Source organism: Nostoc sp. 'Lobaria pulmonaria (5183) cyanobiont' (assembly GCF_002949795.1).
Lineage (GTDB): Bacteria > Cyanobacteriota > Cyanobacteriia > Cyanobacteriales > Nostocaceae > Nostoc.
On the sequence record NZ_CP026692.1, the window covers coordinates 4,763,151 to 4,784,165 of the forward strand.

The following is a 21,015-nucleotide window of genomic DNA, read 5'->3' on the forward strand; positions in this document are numbered from 1 at the left end:
ACTGCCTTGTTATATACTTACGTTTGTTTTGATATGCTTTATCTACTCAATTGTAATATATGCGGCTGGAAAATTAGCCAGTTAATCTAAAATTTGGTTCGTCGGTTATATTGGCTTTATTTAGTCATAATTATTTTCAGTTAAATTGTAAGTAAATGGTAATTCAAGTCTCAAAGGAAACTAGCCCGCGTCCATTTTTGAAGTGGGCAGGGGGTAAAAGTCGGTTAATACAGCAATATATTCCTTATTTTCCCAAGAGTTATCAAAATTACTATGAGCCATTTTTAGGTGGTGGTGCTGTTTTTTTCTATCTCCAACCAAGTGCAGCAATTTTAACTGATATTAATGCCGAATTAATTAACACTTATTGTTGTGTTAGAGATCGTGTCGAAGAATTAATTTCTCTATTAAAAGAGCATAAAATTCGACATGGTAAAGATTATTACTATAGCATCAGAAACAACTCTAGTGGTACTGATATAGAAAAAGCTGCTCGTCTAATTTATCTTAATAAGACTTGTTTTAATGGTCTTTATCGAGTCAACTCACAGGGTAAATTCAATGTGCCTTTAGGCAGATATGAAAATCCTAATATTTGTTCTGAGGTTTTACTCAAAGCAGCTTCAGAAGCACTTTCTCATGCAGAAATTAAACAAGCAGATTTTACAGAAGTCCTAAATCATGCGACTAGCAGTGATGACTTTGTCTTTTTTGATCCACCCTACCATCCGATCAGTGACACTAGCTATTTCACTGCTTATAGTCAAAATTGCTTTAGTAAAAAAAACCAAGAACTTTTAAGAGATGCTTGTGCAGAGTTAGCAAGTCGTGGTGTCAAAGTTATGGTATGCAATTCTAATAGTGAATTTATTCAAAAAATTTATACTGATATCAATTTTGAAACTTACAAAATTAAAGCAGCGCGTTCAATTAACTCGAAAATAAAAAATAGAGGGATGATTGACGAACTATTAATTACATCTTTTAAAGATTTTTATTTGCCCAAGCAATAAATCTATCTAGGCTATAAACTGCTAATAAATTCTGGTTATCATTAACTCTTGCTTTCAGCCATTTGCTTGCACCTTCTCGCATACCTTCACCGCCTAAAACTACGATAGTTGGTGCAGGGTAATAGTTCTGGATGTTCATGTTCAAGTAAGGAAACTTTTCATCAACCGAACCGGGGCTTTCTTGCCATTTGCACTCGAAAATTAAACCAGATGGCATTATAGATGAGCCGATAACATAAAAATCAACTTTCAGATAGGTATGATAAATTCCAGTTCCAATATAAACTTCTTTTCCATAACGTTTTGGCAATAAAGTAGCATTTAGTATAAATTCTTTTTGGACATAATTTCCTACTTGGAAATAATTATGCCCATTCAAGATTGCTTCTACATTTGCTTCTAAAATATTCCCAGACTTATTTGCCCGTCCGCCTTGAGTCAGAGCCATCCTAAATCCCTCTGCCAAAAGTCCTGCTTGTTATAGGATTTCACAGAAGCAGTAAAAAAGGGCCAGTTGCTTAATATGAATTTTTGATTTTGACTTAACGAGGTTGGATTAATAGGTAAAAAATCCGAATTTATTGGTATTTTTGTACTAAAAAAATCCCAATGTATTAATAATTTGGATTAGGAACGAGTTACTAATTCAGGTAATAGTTAAAATAATGGATTTATCTTTAGTCTCAAAGAGCAACTATTGCAAGCGACTACGCCATTTTTCTGGGTCTTGGGAACAGTGGAAAACAGCCTAGATAATAATCTCGTGTTCATTAAACTCGTAAAAAAGGACGTAGGGAAAACGCCTGACTGTAGCGCGGCGATAGGTTTCATGAACAATCTGGTATGTGCTGGGGTGACGCTGAATTAAATTCAGGCAGGCATCAATACATCGTAGGAACTCAGCGCCTAAGCCAAATTCCCGCCCCTCGTACCAGTCATAAGCTTCGATAATGTCTAGTTCTGCGGCTATAAGGATAGTTAAATTTCTAGCCATGCCGTTGAGAGATTCTGGCTTTTACATCTTCCCAACTGCTACCAATGGCTGGGTTTTGCAGATATTCGCCTTTGCGACGGGCTAGTTCTCGTTTCTGCCAATCTAAAACTGGAAGTGCTGCTGGTGTAGTGGCAATCTCATCCCATAAGTCTTCTACCAGTTGGAGTTTTTCCGCTCTCGAAAGACTAGAGAGTTCGGGAAATACTGGGTTCATGTTTTTCTCTGATTTTATTCCCCTTTATTATTACACCTCAAAACCGCCATATCCATAACAACATTTCTAATAACTGGAATTTAGCTTGGATAAATTTTAGTGATTTCGCCTTGACTTCAACCTGTCTGGGCTTCAGTATGACCGTTGCGGATAGTCCATGCTAGTTCTAAAAGTTGAGTCCAGCGTTTTTGTAGCTGTTTGGGGGTGCATTTGATGGCTTTGGCGATCGCAACGTCGTTTTCCCGTGCAGTTTTTAACTGTAATATTTGCTGTTGCTGTTCTGTGAGTTGATTCACAAAGATTTCCCACTGCTGGGAAGATAAACCCAACTTTTGCTCTAAACCCGCGCCTAACCATTGATGTACTAATTGCCAGTGGTGTTGCTTGGCAAACTTTTCTACGTGGTATTTAAACCTTTGTTGGAGATAATCGCGCTGACGGCTAGTTAAACCGAGAATTTGGTCAATTTCTGGGGCTGAGAGGTCTTGAAGTTTCAAGCTGAGGTAGTTCATACAGTCAGATTGACCTTGAGACTCCAGATATTTCATCAATTCAGTAATGACACGATCGCGTTCTGATTCTTCAGATGGATCGAAATTAGTTTGGGCGATCATTTGCGATCGCAGCTGTTGCACCGCCGAGTTACGCTGGTAAGATTCTGCTTCTTCACCCTTAGCAGACTCTACCGCCATTTCAATATCTACGGTGGTTTCTTGGGGCTGACGACGAGCAAAACCTTGGGCGCGCAAGATAATTAATTGCTGATTTGCACCACCAGGTAAATTGATCCGGCGTTTGGCATACTGTTCTGTAAAAGCCATGTATTCAGCTAATTGCAGCTGAGTACGCGGCGTGTGATCGTTAGGTAGTTCGTTTTCTCTACGGAAAGCTTTGATCGCTTCGATATAAAATGCTTGTAAAAAATCTTCAATCAGGCTGTAACGAGCATCAAAGCCCAACTCCGAACCAGACATAGTTACATGGCGGTAAACCATAGCACCCAAATTGCTATGTAATTCCACCCGCCCTTGTTTGGAACCTAGTTGGTAGTAACGTAAGCACTTTTGCATCCGATGCCTTCCCAATGTCATCTGCCAGGACTTGATTTCCCCAGATGTTTGAATGCGGGAGCTTTTGTCGCAAATGCGTTCTACTTCTACAGCTATGCGCTTTGCTAAAGCTTCTACGCACTTGGGTGTTGCTTTCACTTGCGCTTGCATTTCCTCAGACAGCAATTGAATCAAGCGATCGCTGCTGCTATCTGAAAATTCTTCAGTCGAAATGTGATTGTCAAAAATGGGTGTAGAGTTTGGTAGATTGACGACGTTAGCTTTCATGACTTTTCCAGTAGTATTGCACCGTAATTACAACGCAGACACAGCAATCAAGACCGTCCAAGGCTTGTGAATCTTTAGGCATTCATCCATCAAGACTTGCCGTATATAATGCTCACATCTAAAGCTCATATATCAAAACTATAGGAAATACGAAAGAGTTACAGTTCTGGCAATGTGTCGGTTTTCTTCACAAGCCACCATCTTAACGCTGGCACACGAGTACCCGCCATTTTCTCAAAGTTGTCAAATACCTTACCATGCCAAGTTTTGCCACCATCCTCTTATATCGACTGCCTCACGGAACAGCCCATCCTAGACATCGCTTTTAAATATGACAATTTTAAAACTGGAGTTATTTTTATCACAATTTCCGAAATGGAAAGGTGCGCCTGTGAAGTGGAATTTTTATACCCATGCTGCTGCTGCTTCCCAACCTAAACCCCTCCGTATAATTGCTGCTTCGTCTCCGGTCATATCCAAGATGGTAGATACTTCATAAGTAGGTTCCTCGCCAGTGTCTACAATTATGTCTACCAACTTGTCCAAACGATCAAATAGCTCTACCCGCGACTGAATCGTTTCAGGATCTATCCGAATCATGCCATTATCTGCTTCATCTGGTGGCAGATGTGCTGAAGTTGAAATAATCGGATTGCCCAATGCTGCCAGCAACTCCAAACACACAGTATGGTCTGGTACTCTAATTCCAGTAGTTTTCCGCTTGGGGCTTTGCACCAATCGCGGTACTAACTTCGTAGCTGGGAGCAAAAACGTGTATGGCCCTGGAATCAGGCGTTTCATAATCCGATAAGCTGTGTCACTTACGAAGGCATAAGTTGCCACATTTGAAAGCGAGGGACATAAAAATGTCAATGGTTTATCGTTTGCTAGCTGTTTAATTTGCCGCACTCGTTCTACCGCCGACTTGGCATTCAAATCACAACCGATCGCATAGACTGTATCAGTAGGGTAAAGCATGACTGCGCCACTAGAGAGCGCCGACTTTATTTCCTCTATTCGGCGAATTTGAGGATTATCCGGATGAACTGGGAAAATTTTTGCCATAGGAGGGGGAGTAGGGGAGCAGAGAAGAAGAACTATTAATTATTGATCAATTCCCAATGCCCCATGACTAATGACTAATGACTAATGACTAATGACTAATGACCAATGACTAATTTTTTATGAATAAAATCGCTTATCTTCAATGTCCGACAGGAATTTCTGGTGATATGTGCCTGGGTGCTTTGGTAAGTTTGGGTGTTCCTGTGGAGTATTTAATGGAAAAACTTAATGGGTTGGGTATTGAACAGGAATATCAGTTAAGGGCAGAACTTGTCCAACGGAATGGTCAGCAGGCGACTAAAGTCCATGTGGATTTAGTAAACGATCATCATCACCACGATCGCGAACACAGTCATCATCACACACGCCACTTGCCAGAAATAGAGCAGATGATTCTCAAAGCGGGGTTGCCATCACGGGCAGAAGCTTGGAGTTTAGCGGTATTTCGGCAGCTAGCGGTGGCAGAAGGGGCGGTGCATGGCATTTCACCTGAAAAAGTTCATTTTCATGAGGTGGGTGCTATAGATGCGATCGTAGATATTGTGGGTACTTGCCTGGGGTTGGATTGGTTGGGCATTGAGAGCAATGGCGAAGGATTGCCCCTACTTTATTGCTCGGCGTTCCCGACTGGTGGCGGCACTGTTCGGGCTGCACATGGTCAGATGGCAGTACCAGTCCCAGCAGTATTAAAGCTGTGGGAAATGCGGGGTTGTCCAGTTTATAGCAATGGGATTGACAGAGAACTGGTGACACCAACAGGAGCTGCGATCGCCACTACTTTGGCAAGAGATTTTGGTTCACCACCTGCGATCGCTATCAAGCAGATAGGACTGGGAGCAGGAACCATAAATTTATCCATTCCAAATATTTTACGCTTCTGGTTGGGTGAAAGCGCAAGTTTACAGGCAAATTTCAGTGATTCTGAAGCTACTAGCTCAAACTTGGAAACAATCTCGGTATTAGAAACCCAAATTGATGATTTAAGTCCACAAGCGATTGGCTATGTGTTTGAGGCGTTGTTTGCGGCTGGGGCACTGGATGTTTTTACCCAAGCGATCGGGATGAAAAAGTCCCGTCCGGGGATTTTACTAACTGTGATTTGTCATCCAGAAAATTTACTCAGTTGTGAAGCCGTTATCTTCCGCGAAACTACAACTTTAGGCATTCGGCGAACAACTCAGCAACGTGCCATTTTACAACGGGAAATTCAACAAGTGGAAACGGAATATGGCAAAGTGCGTGTCAAAATAGCATGGAAGGGACAATCACCAGAAAAAGTTATTGCAAATGTGCAGCCAGAATATGAAGATTGTGCAGACTTAGCCCGAAAACATAATATTCCCTGGCGCGAAATTCAACGGTTGGCGCTACAGCGTTGGTATTTAGTCAATGGCTGATAGTTTGCGATCGCAACCCCATATAGTCTTATATTTTGATGTGCCGCCTCAATTAAACCTTGTAATCTTTTCTTTTACCACGTTCATCTACACCAAAATAGCCAATTGGTAAAAAGCCCCAATCTACCGTTAAGGCTATACTCATCAAAGGTTAATTAAGGATTTATGCAAGTTTAAATAAAATTTTAGATCCCCGATTTCTTCAAGAAGTCGGGGATTTATATTACCACGCTATTTGCGATCGCTCTTGTACAACTCGCTGATACACTTCCTCTGTTTGCTTGGCTAATTTTGGCCAGCTAAAGCGTCGCTCTAAATCCTCATAAGCGTTATCTATCAGCCATTGGCGATAACCTGGATTTTTCAACACTTCTAAAATTCCCCAAGCTAAAGAATCGGGATTGTTCACCCAAGTTACAATGCCTGTTTTGGTATGTTGGACTACTTCTGGAAAACCACCAGTATCAGAAACTACTACAGGTACACGCGAGGCAAAGCTTTCTAAGGCTACAATTCCAAAGGGTTCGTAAAGACTCGGAAAAACTGCGCAGTCTGCGACAGTTTGAAATTTATCTAAGTATTCATCGGAGAGAAAACCGGTAAAATAGCAATGATGCCAAATTCCCAAGTCCCAAGCTTGGCGCTTGAGATGGTCAGTATTACCACCACCAACAATTACAAATTTTACCTTCCCTCCCATTTGGGAAAGGATTTTGGGTGCAGCATTGAGCCATACAGATACACCTTTTTCGTAGGTCATACGACCGAGGTAATAAACTATTTTTTCATCGTCTGTGGCAAATTGGCGGCGAAAATCCAGAGCGTGAAAATCTATGTGATGCTGTTTCTTTTCGGCTCGGATACCGTTATAAATGACATCGATTTTGTTCCAAGGACTGTGTAGTGCTCGTTCTATTTCTTGGCGCATATAGTCGCTACAAACAATAATCCGCCAAGCGTTGAAAGCCAGCAAGTTTTCTTTGCCATTAATATAGCCTTGGATGGCAGTATGAATACCGTTATAGCGTCCGTATTCCGTAGCGTGAATTGTGGCAATTAGTGGTATTTTGAAATTATGCTTGAGAGCGATCGCAGCATCTCCGACTAACCAATCATGGGCATGAATTAAATCAAAGGGCCCTTCTTCTAAAATCAACTTACCAGCGTGATCTCCCATACTCAGGTTGAGATTGACTACCCAGTGGAAAAAGTCATTACTATATGCCACTGGCACTCGATGTATCTTTACTCCTTCAACTACCTCATACATCGACGCGTGACCAAACTCCGCTGTAATCAGGTGAATTTCATGTCCTAGCTTTACTAGTTCCGGGTACAACTCCGCCACGTGTCGCGCAATTCCCCCAATAATCCTTGGTGGAAACTCCCAACTCAGTACCAGTATCTTCATCTACTAGCCTCCCCAACACTTTATAAATATCTAACAAACTACATTTACCTAAAAATACAAGTCTGGCTAATGCAGTGAGTACTTTTACTAAAATTTTTAGATTTTTTAACAGTGATTTTGTTAAAGCTTATCTAACAGTAGGCAGGGGGCAGGAGACAGGGGGCAGGAGGCAGGGGGCAGGAGGAACCTACCCTACGCGCCAATACGTGATTTAGCTGAATTCTGAATTCTGACTTTTGACTCCTGAATTCTATTAGCTTTGATCCAAGCGCAGTACTGCCATAAAGGCTTCCTGGGGTACATCTACAGTACCTACAGATTTCATCCGCTTTTTACCTTTTGCTTGCTTCTGCAAAAGTTTTTTCTTCCGACTGATGTCACCACCGTAGCATTTGGCTAACACATCTTTCCGCAGAGCGGGGATATGTTCGCTGGCAATAACTTTACTGCCAATAGATGCCTGAATTGGCACTTTGAATTGATGGCGGGGAATTAATTCCTTGAGTTTTTCTGCCATTGCCCGCCCAACGTTGTAAGCTTTATCTCGATGCACAATCATCGCCAAGGAATCCACAGGATCGCCGTTAATCATGATATCCAGCTTCACCAAAGGATTTTCACGGTAGCCAATGATGTGATATTCCATACTTGCGTAACCGCGCGATCGCGATTTCATCTGATCGAAAAAGTCAGTTACAACTTCCGCCAAGGGTAGCTCATAAGTAAGGGTGGTTCGTCCTTGGGCGAGATATTTCATATCTTTGAAGATGCCACGGCGATTTTGTGACAACTCCATCAAGCTGCCGACATAAGTTTCCGGCGTAATCATCTCTACTTGGACGTAGGGTTCTTCAATTTTTTCGCGATCGTTGGGAGAAGGTAAACGACTAGGATTATCGATGTACAGTTCCTCACCTTTGAGGGTAATCACCTTATAAACCACCGAGGGGGCTGTAATGATTAAATCTAGGTTATACTCTCGCTCTAGACGTTCTTGGACAATTTCCATGTGCAGCAAACCCAAGAACCCGCAACGGAAGCCAAACCCCATCGCGCTCGAAGTTTCTGGTTCGTAATGTAGCGCTGCATCGTTGAGTTCCAGCTTTTCCAAGGCTTCGCGCAAATCTTCAAATTGATCGGCATCAATGGGGAACATCCCGCAAAAAACCATTGGGTTCGCTTCTGCATAACCTGGTAAGGGTGACTCTGCTTTCGCCTTACTAAGAGTAATTGTGTCTCCTACTCGTGCATCAGCTACAGCTCTTATTGCCGCTCCCAAATAGCCTACTTCCCCAGCGTGTAGTTCATCAACTTGCTTTTGAGTCGGAGAAAGAACGCCTAACTCATCAATTTCAAATTCTTTACCAGATGCCATTAAATGGATGCGATCGCCTTTTTTCACGGTGCCATCCATCACCCGAAAATACACAATTACTCCCCGGTAGCTGTCGTAATAGCTATCAAATATTAACGCTCGGAGGCGTTCATTTATGGTATTTGGTGGTGGCGGTATCCGCTCAACAACTGCTTCTAAAATCTCATCAATACCAATTCCTTCTTTAGCAGAAGCCAGAATCGCCCCACTGCAATCTAGACCGATAATTTCTTCAATTTCGCTAATTACCCGTTCTGGTTCAGCCCCCGGCAAATCGATTTTATTCAAAACCGGAATAATTTCCAGGTTACTCTCTAACGCTAAATATACATTTGCCAAAGTTTGCGCCTCCACACCTTGGGACGCATCTACTACCAATAGCGCTCCTTCGCAAGCAACAAGAGAGCGGGAGACTTCATAAGAGAAATCCACGTGTCCTGGAGTATCAATTAGGTTCAGCACATACTGCTGACCATCCTTAGCTGTGTAGTTCATCCGGGCAGCTTGCAGCTTAATTGTAATGCCGCGCTCTCGTTCGAGATCCATGTTGTCGAGAAACTGTTCCTTCATCTGTCGGTCTTCAACAGTGCCAGTAGCTTGTAGTAAGCGATCGGCGAGGGTTGATTTCCCGTGGTCGATGTGAGCAATAATACAAAAATTGCGAATGCGAACTGCGGGAACGTCAGTCATATACTATCTTTGCCTTAGCAGCAACCAAAATTAAAAGGGCAATTTACTTAATGTATTTTAATGCTTTCTTAGCCAAGACGCTGCTAGCTTTTTAGTGCTGAGTTAGGAGTTAGGAGCTAGGAATTAGGAGTTAAGAGTTATTATTCTTCCCCTGCCCCTCTGCACCCTGCGCCTCTTCACCCCATCTTTAACTTTCGATCTAAATAGGTGGACTTTTAAGAATATTATGAAAGTCTATTTGTCGCTGCTAGTATTCAACAGCTAGGAGCGTACAATAAATGTAAATAAGTACATGTAGGGATCATGTAGGGATCGTGGGCAATTGCGATCGGTAATTGCCCACAATCGCTGATCTATCGGCAAAATTTCTAGAGCCATTGTCTAGTCAGTTATATGAAAAATGCAATTTAAAACTTAAAGCTGTTACTTTGCTGCTATTTCAGGGAAGTATTTAACTGTGCCCTTGAAAATTTTTCAGCGAATTAGCCCAAATAATGAATATAACTACTTTACAAAGCTTTAGACAAAACCAATTCAAAGAATTCAGAGTATATAAACCTATGAATATGAGAGAGAAAACTACCGAAGCGGAAAATACACAAGCCGATAAGGTAGAAATTGCTGTCCGCCTAGACTCCGAGTTACTAAAGCAAATTCAGCATCTCACCAATGACCCAAGCAAAGTAATTGAGGTGGCGATTCGCCAGTGGTTACGAGGTGAAATCCTTAGAGATGACGAACTAACGCGTACACCTGTGCGTACTCCTGTTCCTCCTCGCGGTGAATGGAACGATTGACGCCATTATTAGTTCAGCTGTCAATGCAAGTTAAAAAAAGTAAAGTTTGCCAATCTGGTTTCCAAAACACCAAAAAATACCCAATAAAACACAAAAAAGCTGTAAAAATTTATGTATAAATTTCAGCGGCTTTAGTAAAATTACGGTCGGATACCCTTTGTCTATCCAACTCAATTAATGACTATTACTGCCAATTCCCAATTGTCGAATGTATTTTCCCAAAATCTGGAATCTATTTCCAGTAAGACTGATGGCTCATTACCAACTCTAGGAGCCGAGTTGGTGTATACGCAAGATGGGACAGGGTGCTATCTGACCTTTTGTTGGCAGTACAGCGAACTCCTGGGGTTAAATACTGAAAAAATAGTTGACGAACTCAACCAGACCCAAACCTTTGCTCCTGTGGATAAGGTTACTTATTTGGAACGATTGCACCGAGTTTTGACAAGTTTGGTGCCAGAAAGGTTTCAGTGTTGGTTTAGCTATCACAAGGAATTATTTGAGTTGGACTTAGTGATTAGTCCGATTATGCCGAGTTTGGGAACAACTGCGACTACAGTTTTAGTGATGGGACGGTTAGTGCAAGCCACACTAAACAAAAAACAAGCGCGTGCGGCATCAAAAACGCCCACACAAATAGAGTTGGCAATACGATCACAGCAACACCAAAAACTCGTCAATCGCATTACCAGAAATATTCGCCGGACATTGGATTTAGATATTATTTGGCAGCAAACAGTTGACAGTTTGGGGAAAGCACTGCGACTAGAGCGCTGCATTATTTGTCCTTACCAACCCTCAAGCTCAAAAGTGCAGGTGAAGGCTGAGTATCGCCAGCCAGAACTCAAATCAATGCTTGGCTCTGACATAGATATAGCTTCTGAGCCTGCCTTTGCTCAAGCCTTGGCAACCCTAGAACCAGTTATGATGGAAGTGCCTGGATACAAAGACAAAGAGTCTGGGCGGCAGAAAACTTTGGTAATTGCCACTTGTTATCAAGATCAAGCCAATGGATTGGTTGCCTTGAATTGGCAGGATGAATGCTACACATTAACAGAATCGGAATTAGAACTAGCAAAAGAAGCAGCAGATCAATTGGGAACTGCGATCGCTCATGCTACTTTATATGAAGAATTAGAAATAGCGCGTCAAAAAGCCGAAGAAGCTTCCCGCCTCAAAAGCGAGTTTCTAGCTAATGTATCCCATGAAATTCGTACCCCCCTCAACGGTATGATTGGCTTTTTGAAGCTGATTTTGGAAGGGATGGCAGATGACCCTGAAGAACAAAATCAGTTTTTGGCAGAAGCTCACCAGTTATCAATACACCTGCTGAATATCATCAACGATATTTTGGACATTGCCAAAATTGAAGCTGGTAAAATGGAGCTAGCTTACGCTCCAGTCAAGCTAGATGAGCTATTCAGTCATGTAGAAGGTTTCATGCGTCCCCAAGCAGAAATGAGAAACCTCAGCTTTCGGATGCAAATGCCTGCTACCTCCGATGAAATCATTGTCCAAAGCAACTACCAACGGTTGCTACAAGTGATGATCAATTTAGTAGGTAATGCGATCAAATTTACTCATGAGGGTGGCGTTACCGTCAGCGCCGATTTAGTACTCAAAAAGGCGAACTTTCAAGATCAGCAATTTCCTGGGATGGTCAGAGTACGTGTAGCAGACACTGGTATTGGTGTTTCTTTGGATAAACAAGATAAACTATTTCAATTATTCTCTCAGGTGGATGGTTCTCGCACTCGCCAGTACGGCGGCACAGGTTTGGGACTGGCAATATCCCAAAAGCTCGTGGAGGCAATGGGCGGCGAGGTACATTTTTATAGTTTGGGCGAAGGACTTGGCTCAACAGTCACATTCACCGTGCCACTATATCAACAACCAGTCATGGTTTCGTCTAATGATAGCGACTCAACAAGTAGTGCTGAGTGTTGATTTAGTCATTGGTCATTTGGAACATTACCAATACTGGGTTTTGAGATTTTAAATTTAAATTTTTTGAGCAATTATTATTTAATAACTAAATTTGAAATTGGCAAGAGTTCTGTCCCTAGCCATTAGAGTTGTATAATTATAGATTGGGTTGAAGAACGAATGGCAATAAGAAAAGCCCAAAGACTTATTGTAGGCTCTTAACCAGTTGGCGTAAGGGCTGTATCTTAACTTAATGCCATTCGGTTGAAGAACAAAATACCACAAACGTCTAAATATTGGCTTTTGCTCGGCTTTACTCCACCTACGAAAAATAGATTTTTGACCCTTTTTTACAGTGAGTGTACTGAGGAGCATAAAATCCTGTCTTCCGTTGGACTGCAAAACAGAACCTAAAGGCTAGAGTAAAGTAGGAGGCTCAAAGGAAAACAATGTTTCAGCTAATCTAATCTCAAGTTGCTAAAACTAGCAGTGGTTTAGTCAAAAGTCATTAAAAACTGACACCTGACAATCATACCGGCAACTAGATTTAGGATCGATTTAACAAAGCTGGAAAATAAAACTTTGGATAATGGTTAATGAGTAAGGGTGCATTGGTGAGAGGGATCGTTATTATTCAATGCCCCATGCCCCATTCTCCATTCCCCATACCCATCCCTAACTTAGCAGGTCTAAACTATGGAACTCACAATTGACAACGTTGAAACAGTCTTGGATGAAATGCGCCCTTATCTCATGTCTGATGGCGGCAATGTGGAACTCGTAGAACTTGACGGGCCTGTTGTAAAACTGCGGCTGCAAGGTGCTTGTGGTTCTTGTCCCAGTTCTGCAATGACCCTGAGAATGGGTATTGAGCGCCGCCTCAAAGAAATGATTCCCGAAATTGCAGAAATTGAGCAAGTGGTGTAAAAGTTAGGAGTTAGGAGTTAGGAGTTATGAGTTTTGAATCAACTCCTAACTCCTTATTCTTAATTCCTAACTATTCTTATGTCCCATCCTCTCTACATTGCTTTTATCTGGCATCAACATCAGCCGCTGTACAAATCTCCTGGCAGCGGCGTTTCGCTATCTCCCACTCAGCAGTACCGTCTCCCTTGGGTACGTTTACATGGGACTAAAGATTATTTGGATTTAGTATTGCTTTTAGAGCGATATCCTAAGTTACACCAAACGGTGAATTTAGTACCATCGCTGATATTACAACTCGAAGATTATATTGCTGGCACTGCTTTTGACCCTTATCTCACAGCCAGTTTGACACCAGATGAACAACTCACCTACCAACAGCGCGAATTTATTATCCAACACTTTTTTGATGCCAATCACCATACCCTGATCGATCCTCATCCCCGCTATGCCGAGTTGTACCAGCAAAGGCAGGAAAAAGGGCAAGCTTGGTGTTTAGCAAATTGGGAATTGCCAGATTATGGTGATTTGCTAGCTTGGCACAATTTGGCTTGGATCGATCCGCTATTTTGGGATGACCCAGAAATTGCTGCTTGGTTAAAACAGGGTCGGAATTTTACTTTAAGCGATCGCCAGCGCATTTATTCCAAACAGCGAGAAATCTTGAGCCGGATTATTCCCCAACATCGGAAAATGCAGGAGGCGGGGCAGCTAGAAGTTACCACCACGCCTTACACCCACCCGATTTTGCCGTTGCTAGCTGATACTAACTGTGGTCGGGTAGCTGTGCCCAATATGACACTACCTAAGCAACGCTTTCAGTGGGCAGAAGATATTCCCCGCCACTTACGAAAAGCTTGGGACCTTTATAAAGACCGCTTTGGACAGATACCTCGTGGTTTGTGGCCATCGGAACAGTCAGTAAGTCCACAGATACTTCCAGATATTATTAACCAAGGATTTAAGTGGATATGCTCAGATGAAGCCGTCTTAGGGTGGACGCTGAAACACTTTTTTCATCGGGATGGGGCGGGGAATGTGGAACAACCAGAACTGCTGTATCAGCCCTATCGCCTGCAAACCGCAGAGGGTGATTTATCAATTGTGTTTCGTGACCACAGATTATCAGATTTGATTGGCTTTACTTATAGTGCAATGCCTGCAAAAAAGGCAGCAGCAGATTTAGTGGGACATTTGCAAGCGATCGCTAAAATGCAAAGAGATAGTCATAGCGAACAACCTTGGCTAGTTACCATCGCCTTGGATGGGGAGAATTGCTGGGAATTTTATCCCCAAGATGGCAAACCCTTTCTAGAAGCTTTGTATCAAAGTCTGAGCGATGAACCTCGCCTCAAACTCGTCACCGTCTCCGAATTTCTCGAAGAATTTCCAGCCACAGCCACCATTCCTGGAGGACAACTACATAGTGGTTCTTGGGTAGATGGCAGTTTCACCACTTGGATCGGCGATCCCGCCAAAAATCGTGCTTGGGATTATTTGACAGAAGCAAGAATTATGCTCGCAAGTCATCCCGAAGCGACAGAAGAAAACAACCCCGAAGCGTGGGAAGCATTGTATGCCGCAGAGGGTTCCGACTGGTTCTGGTGGTTTGGTGCGGGACACTCCTCAAATCAGGATGCCATCTTTGACCGATTGTTTCGAGAACATCTGTTTGGTATTTACAAGGCATTAAATGAACCTGTACCGCCCTATCTCAAGCAACCAGTGGAAAACCACCAAGCACAGGGAAACCACACTCCACAAGGGTTTATTCATCCCGTGATTGATGGTAGGGGTGATGAACAAGACTGGGACAAAGCTGGACGCATAGAAATCGGCGGGGCGCGGGGAACGATGCACAATAGCAGCGTCATCCAGCGACTTTGGTATGGGGTGGATCACCTGAATTTCTATTTACGGCTGGACTTTAAAAGTGGGGCTGCACCAGGGCAGGATTTGCCAACAGAGTTGAATTTGCTGTGGTTCTATCCAGAAAAAACAATGGTCAATAGTCCAGTACCCTTGGCAGATGTACCAGATGCAGCCCCACTTAATTACCTTTTTCACCATCTTTTAGAAGTTAACTTGCTGACGCAATCGATTCAGTTTCGAGAAGCTGGAGACAATTCTCAATGGTATCCCCGTTTCAGTCGCGCTCAAGTAGCTTTAAATAGTTGTTTAGAGTTGGCAGTGCCGTGGGCAGACTTGCAAGTTCCGCCAGATTATCCTCTACGTCTGATTTTGGTGCTTGCAGATGAAGGGCGTTTTTCCAACTATTTGCCAGAAAATGCTTTGATTCCCATTGAGGTGCCTTAGAACTCAATACCTTTGGTTTTACGAAATACCGATTAGGGGTGTACAGATGTTGTACGTCCCTAAAGATTACGTGAGTTCGACAAGTCTTATTTGACCTCACCCCCAGATCCTCTCCGAGACGGAGAGGGGAGAAAAAAGCTGAATTTTTAGCTCCTCCCTTTCCGTTTCCCAGAGCCAGGCTAGGAGGGAGAGGTTCATCGAACTCATGTTTAATTAAAGACTTCCAGAAAATAAATTATCCAATTTTCTCAGATAATATTTTTCTTTCTCCCCCTGCGCCCTGCTCCCTGCCCCCCTGCTTACACAGCGATGGGATATTTTTTTAGTTGGAAGTCCCTTAGGACTTACGCATCGTACATAAGTACTATACGTAATTTGGGTATTTCAGCCATGTTTAGCACCCAGCGATGTCTACGACAGTCTACAGCTACACAAATATGGGAATAAATCGGGGTTATAGAAAACGCCTGAAACAACCAAAACACATGGTCCATATTATGGTTAATTTGTCCAGTCCGTAAGTCGTATATTTTTAATCGAGCAGTATTAGGATGCGATCGCCTGCGGTGGGGTAAAACGCTATCCTCGGTGGAAGATAAGCAATAATCGAATAACATCCAGATTCAGGACTTGGTGCATGACCTATAACGCAGACGACACAGCCAACAGATACTTCAGATCAGATGCTAACAAACCCAAAGAGAAAGCTTCTCGAAATCAAGTGATCACGGCTCCATTACCAGACCCGATTGCAAAAAATATTGAAGCGATTATTTCACTTCATACTCAGGAAGTTCGAGATATTCCCGTCCACCAGCGGATACTAGAAGCGATCGCTACATTCTTTGGGCGATCGATATTTCTGTATAGTTTGCTAGTCATACTGGCTATCTGGATTTTTAGCAGTTTTTTCGATCGCTTTTTGCCATTCAATCTGCCCTCGTTTAGCTGGTCAGGTCAAGGCTTAGACGCAGCTGCATTGGTGATCTCAACCGGAGTACTGGTACGACAAACTCGCCAAGAAAACTTTGCCGAACAACGGGCGCAATTGATGCTGCAACTGAACCTGCTCTCCGAGCAAAAAATTGCCAAGATTATTGCTCTATTAGAAGAACTCCGTACCGATTTGCCTAATGTGATAAATCGGCATGATTTGGAAGCTGAATTGATGCAGGAACCGACTGACCCAATCGCGGTATTGTCAGCACTCCAGAAAAACTTAGCTGAAGAGCTGTCATCCACAGAAGAAAACAATATAAGTTGATCGCAGTTTTTTAGTGGATTTTTGTTTCTATTGAAAGACAAAAAAGAAAACTTCAAGTATAGTCTTTGTGTTGTAAATCACAATTTATCGGAAATTTTACTACAGGAATACACATGGCTCAACTGAATGGTGTAATGATGCAGTACTTCCATTGGTATATCCCTCCAGATGGAAATCTTTGGAATGAATTCAAAGATAAAGTCAAAGAGTTAGCTGATGCAGGTGTTACATCTGTTTGGCTACCCCCGGCTTATAAAGGAACAGGGGGTGGCTACGATGTCGGCTACGGGGTCTACGATATGTACGATCTAGGCGAGTTTGACCAGAAAGGCTCGGTTCGGACAAAGTACGGCACAAAAGACGAGTATATCGCTGCTGTTAAGGCTGCAAAAGCTGCTGGTATTCGAGTGTATGCTGATGTTGTCCTTAACCACAAGTTAGGTGCAGACAAAGAAGAAGAGGTGGAAGCAACGCCTTATAATCCAGACGATCGTCACCAGCCCATCGGTGAGATGCAGACGATTAAAGTGTGGACTCACTTTACCTTTCCAGGTCGTCAAGGCAAATACTCCGACATGGAATGGCACTGGTGGCACTTCGACGCAGTTGATTACAACGTTTACAACGAAGGTGAAAACGCAGTTTATCTGTTCAAAGATAAACATTTTGACGATAACGTTGACCTGGAAAAAGGCGCTTTCGACTATCTCATGGGATGCGATCTGGATATGGAGAGTCTAGAGGTGCGCGAGGAGTTGAATCGCTGGGGTGAGTGGTTTGTAGAAACCACTGATATAGATGGCTTTCGTTTTGATGCCGTTAAACACGTTAGAGCTGGCTTTTTCCCAGAATGGCTGATTCACTGTCGCCAAAAGGCAGGTCGCGATCTCTTTGCCGTTGGTGAATATTGGTCTTATGAAGTTGAAGCGCTCCACCATTTCCTTAACATCACCGATGGGAATGTGATGTTGTTTGATGCGCCATTGCACTATAACTTTAGCGCTGCCAGCACCCAAGGCAATGACTACGATATGCGGCAGATATTTGATAACACTTTGGTGCAACAACAACCTACTTTAGCCGTCACCTTAGTAGAGAATCATGATTCTCAACCCTTGCAGTCGTTGGAGTCTGTAGTAGAAAGCTGGTTTAAACCGTTGGCTTATGCGTTAATCCTACTGCGAAGTGAGGGTTATCCCTGTATTTTCTATGCCGATTACTATGGTGCTAATTACAAGGATAAGGGCCCAGATGGCAATGAGTATGAGATTTGGCTCGATAGTCATCAATGGATAATTGATAAATTTTTGCACGCTCGTCAAACTTATGCCTATGGCGAGCAATACGATTATTTCGACCACGCTAATACAATCGGCTGGACACGCTTAGGAGATGAAGAACATCCTGGCGGTATTGCAGTTGTTCTGAGTAATGGAGGAGAGGGGACTAAGTGGATGGAAGTTGGGCAACCCAACACCACTTACATTGACATCACTGAACATATCAGCGAACCTGTCACAACGAATGATCAGGGCTGGGCTGATTTTCGCTGCAATGCTGGTTCTGTTTCTGTGTGGGTTCCACAGTCGTAGTCGGGGTTTTAGTAGCATTCATGCAGAAAGATTACTAACAAAGGCAGAGGGTAGGAGGCACAAGGATACACTCTGCCCTCTGCCCACGACTGAAAGGAGTAAGGGTATGAATCCCCTTCATTAAACCTTGTCAGCGATTCTGCTAACTGCTGAAAATGGGTATTGTGTACGAACCAGCCTCTGCGGCGATCGCCTTTTTGATATGTGCAATTCATTAATAAGCGCAAGCTATAGCTTCTCCTTGATAAAACATTCAATTCCGCACCCTTAAAGTTTTGTTATGCAATCATTTAAGTTAATTTTCACGGCTTTGTTCCGTAGGTGTTTCACTTATCAGTCACCATTTATAAGCAAAACCATTATTATTACTCAACATCAATGACAATTTAATATGATTACCAGTAGTACAAGCACTAGCAATTGGTGTTATTGATTCAACCAATTCACTAAACCAACTAAACCATAAGTCAGTGTCTGAAACGGTAAAATGGCAAATACTTAAGGTTGAAAGCTTTGCACTGTATACATTCAACGGAGAGGGAGGGATTCGAACCCTCGTTAAGTTTCCCTAAACAGACTTTCCAGGTCTGCGCCTTAAACCGCTCGGCCACCTCTCCAGGTGCCACAAGTTACGATTCTACTATAAAATCCCAGTAAATGCAAAGATAAAGAAAGATATTCTAGATTGAATTTGATAGCCCTAATCCTAAAACACAAATCCAGATGTCCCGTACATACACAATTAAAGTTCGCGATCGCGCTACTGGCAAAACATACACCCTACAAGTGCCAGAAGACCGCTACATCCTGCACACTGGCGAAAAACAAGGTGTGGAACTACCGTTTTCCTGCCGCAACGGGGCTTGTACTGCTTGTGCTGTGAGAGTGTTATCAGGAGAAATTTACCAACCAGAGGCGATCGGCTTGTCGCCAGATTTACGTCGCCAAGGTTATGCCTTGTTGTGTGTGAGTTACCCCCGTTCTGACTTGGAAGTGGAAACACAAGATGAAGATGAAGTCTACGAACTCCAGTTTGGACGCTATTTTGCTAAGGGAAGAATTAAAGCGGGTTTACCCTTAGATGAGGAATAAACAATTCAAAATCACCAAATTTCTGATGCCTATGCGTCTTGGTGAGAGGGTGCGAAAAATAGCTATTTTGGCTTGCTTATTACTCTTGGTGAGTTGCCAAGGTAAAAACCAACTGCCAAACAATCAGGCTCAGGTGAAAGTAGCGCGGGTAGTTAGTGGGCAAAGTTTGGAAGTTTTAGGCATGGCTGAAGAACCAAATTTGATTTCTCAAGTGCGGTTAGTGGGTATTGATGCACCAGATTTACGACAGCGCCCTTGGGGGGAAGCAGCAAAAGAACAGTTAGATAATCTAATTGGTGGTGTAGAACAATCGGTAACGCTGGAGTTTGATTTAGAAGCAAAAGACAAAATTGGGCGAACTCTAGCTTATGTGTGGAAAAATAAGGTGTTATTGAATGAAGAATTAGTCAAACAAGGGAATGCAATGTTTGTAGGGCGATCGCCTAACCATAAGTATGACCTGCGTTTAGAACGTGCCCAACAATGGGCTAGACTCATGGGGCAAGGAATCTGGAACCCAGAAAAACCGATGCGCCTCACTCCCGCAGAGTTTCGCCGCCAAAATCTTTAATTAGTGCTGAGTGCTGAGTGCTGAGGGGGAAAGTGGGGGAGTGAGGAAGTGAAGGAGAAGAATTAATAACCAATGCCCAATACTTCGGCAACTCTTGGAGACGCTACGCGAACGCTCAGTACAAGTGCCCAATGACAAATGACCAATGACAAATGACAAATGACTAATCTACAAATTTTTCTCGATATTGCCACAGAAGCGGCCTTAGCTGCTGGTGGTATTTTGCAAGGTTACTTGGGTAAGTTAGAAGATGCAATTATTGAAAAAGGACGCCCTGGTGATTTAGTTACAGCTGCTGATAAAGCCTCAGAAGAGTTGATTTTAGAAATTTTGCGCCGCCACTTTCCCCAGCACTCGATCCTCGCTGAAGAATCAGGGAAATTAGGTAATCAACAGAATGAATATCTCTGGGCAATAGATCCTCTAGATGGCACAACCAACTACGCCCATCAATACCCATTTTTTGCCGTTTCCATCGGGCTGTTAATTAATGGTGTTCCGCAAGTTGGTGTAATTTATGACCCATTTCATAATGAGTTATTCAGTGCTGCTGCTGGCTTGGGAGCAACGCGTAACCGTCAGCCCATCAAGGTTTCAGTCACATCTGAACTGAATAAAAGCCTACTAGTGACAGGATTTGCCTACGATCGCCGCGAAACCTCTGATAATAACTACGCAGAATTTAGTCACCTTACCCATCTGACCCAAGGAGTTAGACGTAGCGGTTCGGCATCGCTAGATTTGGCTTATGTTGCCTGTGGGCGTGTCGATGGTTACTGGGAACGGGGACTTTCTCCTTGGGATATTGCCGCCGGGATAATTTTGGTAAAAGAAGCCGGGGGTAATGTTACCGCCTACGATGGAACTGCCGTCAAAATTGAGTCAGGTAGAATTCTTGCCACAAATAGTTATATTCACGACTCTATCAGTAACGAACTTTTACAGGTTCCACCACTGTCAGCCTGGGTATAGCAGATGGGGCTTTCCCTCAGACTTTGGGTAAACTAAAACCAATCTAACTGCTCCCTTGGTGCAAA

The 21,015-nt window shown here is 43.0% G+C and carries 18 protein-coding genes and 1 tRNA gene; 11 read left to right on the forward strand and 8 right to left on the reverse strand.

Going from position 1 to position 21,015, the window contains the following annotated elements:
• Positions 1-155 precede the first annotated feature (155 nt).
• Positions 156-1,013, forward strand: coding sequence for a DNA adenine methylase (locus tag NLP_RS20965; protein ID WP_104908072.1), 858 nt, complete (start codon positions 156-158; stop codon positions 1,011-1,013).
• On the opposite strand, the gene NLP_RS20970 is transcribed toward NLP_RS20965, so the two are convergent.
• From NLP_RS20970 to NLP_RS20990, 5 genes are all read right to left on the reverse strand, one after another.
• Entirely contained in the window at positions 985-1,461 is a 477-nt protein-coding gene (locus tag NLP_RS20970; RefSeq protein ID WP_104908073.1) for a PD-(D/E)XK nuclease superfamily protein, read from the reverse strand. The genes NLP_RS20965 and NLP_RS20970 overlap by 29 nt on opposite strands.
• 300 nt (positions 1,462-1,761) lie before the next feature.
• Positions 1,762-2,007 (reverse strand): type II toxin-antitoxin system RelE/ParE family toxin, encoded by a 246-nt coding sequence (locus NLP_RS20975; RefSeq protein WP_199784658.1) that lies wholly within the window; start codon positions 2,005-2,007, stop codon positions 1,762-1,764.
• Entirely contained in the window at positions 2,000-2,221 is a 222-nt protein-coding gene (locus NLP_RS20980) for an addiction module protein (protein ID WP_104908074.1), read from the reverse strand. The genes NLP_RS20975 and NLP_RS20980 overlap by 8 nt, the downstream gene beginning before the upstream one ends.
• A gap of 116 nt (positions 2,222-2,337) precedes the next feature.
• A complete protein-coding gene (locus tag NLP_RS20985; protein WP_104908075.1) occupies positions 2,338-3,558 on the reverse strand; it encodes a HetZ-related protein in 1,221 nt (406 codons plus the stop codon).
• 405 nt (positions 3,559-3,963) lie between these two features.
• A complete protein-coding gene (locus NLP_RS20990) occupies positions 3,964-4,623 on the reverse strand; it encodes an L-threonylcarbamoyladenylate synthase (RefSeq protein WP_104908076.1) in 660 nt (219 codons plus the stop codon).
• A 119-nt stretch (positions 4,624-4,742) separates the two neighbouring features.
• Between NLP_RS20990 and larC the strand changes: the two genes are divergently transcribed.
• Complete coding sequence (gene larC / locus NLP_RS20995) at positions 4,743-6,020, forward strand: nickel pincer cofactor biosynthesis protein LarC (RefSeq protein WP_104908077.1); 1,278 nt, start codon at positions 4,743-4,745, stop codon at positions 6,018-6,020.
• A gap of 223 nt (positions 6,021-6,243) precedes the next feature.
• Here larC and NLP_RS21000 read toward each other — a convergent pair whose 3' ends face one another.
• Together NLP_RS21000 and lepA are read right to left on the reverse strand one after the other, a co-directional pair.
• The gene (locus NLP_RS21000; protein WP_104908078.1) at positions 6,244-7,431 is read right to left on the reverse strand and encodes a glycosyltransferase family 4 protein; all 1,188 of its coding nucleotides are present in this window, start codon (positions 7,429-7,431) and stop codon (positions 6,244-6,246) included.
• A gap of 253 nt (positions 7,432-7,684) precedes the next feature.
• Entirely contained in the window at positions 7,685-9,496 is a 1,812-nt protein-coding gene (lepA, locus tag NLP_RS21005; protein ID WP_104908079.1) for a translation elongation factor 4, read from the reverse strand.
• Positions 9,497-10,056: 560 nt separating this feature from the next.
• Here lepA and NLP_RS21010 point away from each other — a divergent pair.
• The 6 genes from NLP_RS21010 to NLP_RS21035 all read left to right on the forward strand — a co-directional run bounded on the left by NLP_RS21010 (position 10,057) and on the right by NLP_RS21035 (position 18,315).
• Positions 10,057-10,293, forward strand: coding sequence for a hypothetical protein (locus NLP_RS21010; RefSeq protein WP_104909959.1), 237 nt, complete (start codon positions 10,057-10,059; stop codon positions 10,291-10,293).
• Between the two features lie 177 nt (positions 10,294-10,470).
• Entirely contained in the window at positions 10,471-12,240 is a 1,770-nt protein-coding gene (locus tag NLP_RS21015) for an ATP-binding protein (protein ID WP_104908080.1), read from the forward strand.
• A 675-nt stretch (positions 12,241-12,915) separates the two neighbouring features.
• Complete coding sequence (locus NLP_RS21020; protein WP_012408256.1) at positions 12,916-13,146, forward strand: NifU family protein; 231 nt, start codon at positions 12,916-12,918, stop codon at positions 13,144-13,146.
• A 78-nt stretch (positions 13,147-13,224) separates the two neighbouring features.
• Positions 13,225-15,459 carry a glycoside hydrolase gene (locus NLP_RS21025; protein WP_104908081.1) on the forward strand — a complete coding sequence of 745 codons (2,235 nt, stop codon included), beginning with the start codon at positions 13,225-13,227 and terminating at the stop codon, positions 15,457-15,459.
• Positions 15,460-16,096: 637 nt separating this feature from the next.
• Positions 16,097-16,723 carry a DUF1003 domain-containing protein gene (locus tag NLP_RS21030; protein ID WP_104908082.1) on the forward strand — a complete coding sequence of 209 codons (627 nt, stop codon included), beginning with the start codon at positions 16,097-16,099 and terminating at the stop codon, positions 16,721-16,723.
• 113 nt (positions 16,724-16,836) lie between these two features.
• A complete protein-coding gene (locus NLP_RS21035) occupies positions 16,837-18,315 on the forward strand; it encodes an alpha-amylase (protein WP_104908083.1) in 1,479 nt (492 codons plus the stop codon).
• A 532-nt stretch (positions 18,316-18,847) separates the two neighbouring features.
• Here NLP_RS21035 and NLP_RS21040 read toward each other — a convergent pair.
• Positions 18,848-18,932 (reverse strand) — tRNA-Ser (locus NLP_RS21040).
• A 106-nt stretch (positions 18,933-19,038) separates the two neighbouring features.
• Between NLP_RS21040 and NLP_RS21045 the strand changes: the two genes are divergently transcribed.
• The 3 genes from NLP_RS21045 to NLP_RS21055 all read left to right on the forward strand — a co-directional run bounded on the left by NLP_RS21045 (position 19,039) and on the right by NLP_RS21055 (position 20,950).
• Positions 19,039-19,407, forward strand: a complete 369-nt coding sequence (locus NLP_RS21045; RefSeq protein ID WP_104908084.1) for a 2Fe-2S iron-sulfur cluster-binding protein — start codon at positions 19,039-19,041, stop codon at positions 19,405-19,407.
• Positions 19,408-19,432: 25 nt separating this feature from the next.
• Entirely contained in the window at positions 19,433-19,978 is a 546-nt protein-coding gene (locus NLP_RS21050; RefSeq protein WP_234017371.1) for a thermonuclease family protein, read from the forward strand.
• A gap of 159 nt (positions 19,979-20,137) precedes the next feature.
• A complete protein-coding gene (locus NLP_RS21055) occupies positions 20,138-20,950 on the forward strand; it encodes an inositol monophosphatase family protein (protein WP_104908086.1) in 813 nt (270 codons plus the stop codon).
• The last annotated feature ends 65 nt before the right edge of the window (positions 20,951-21,015 follow it).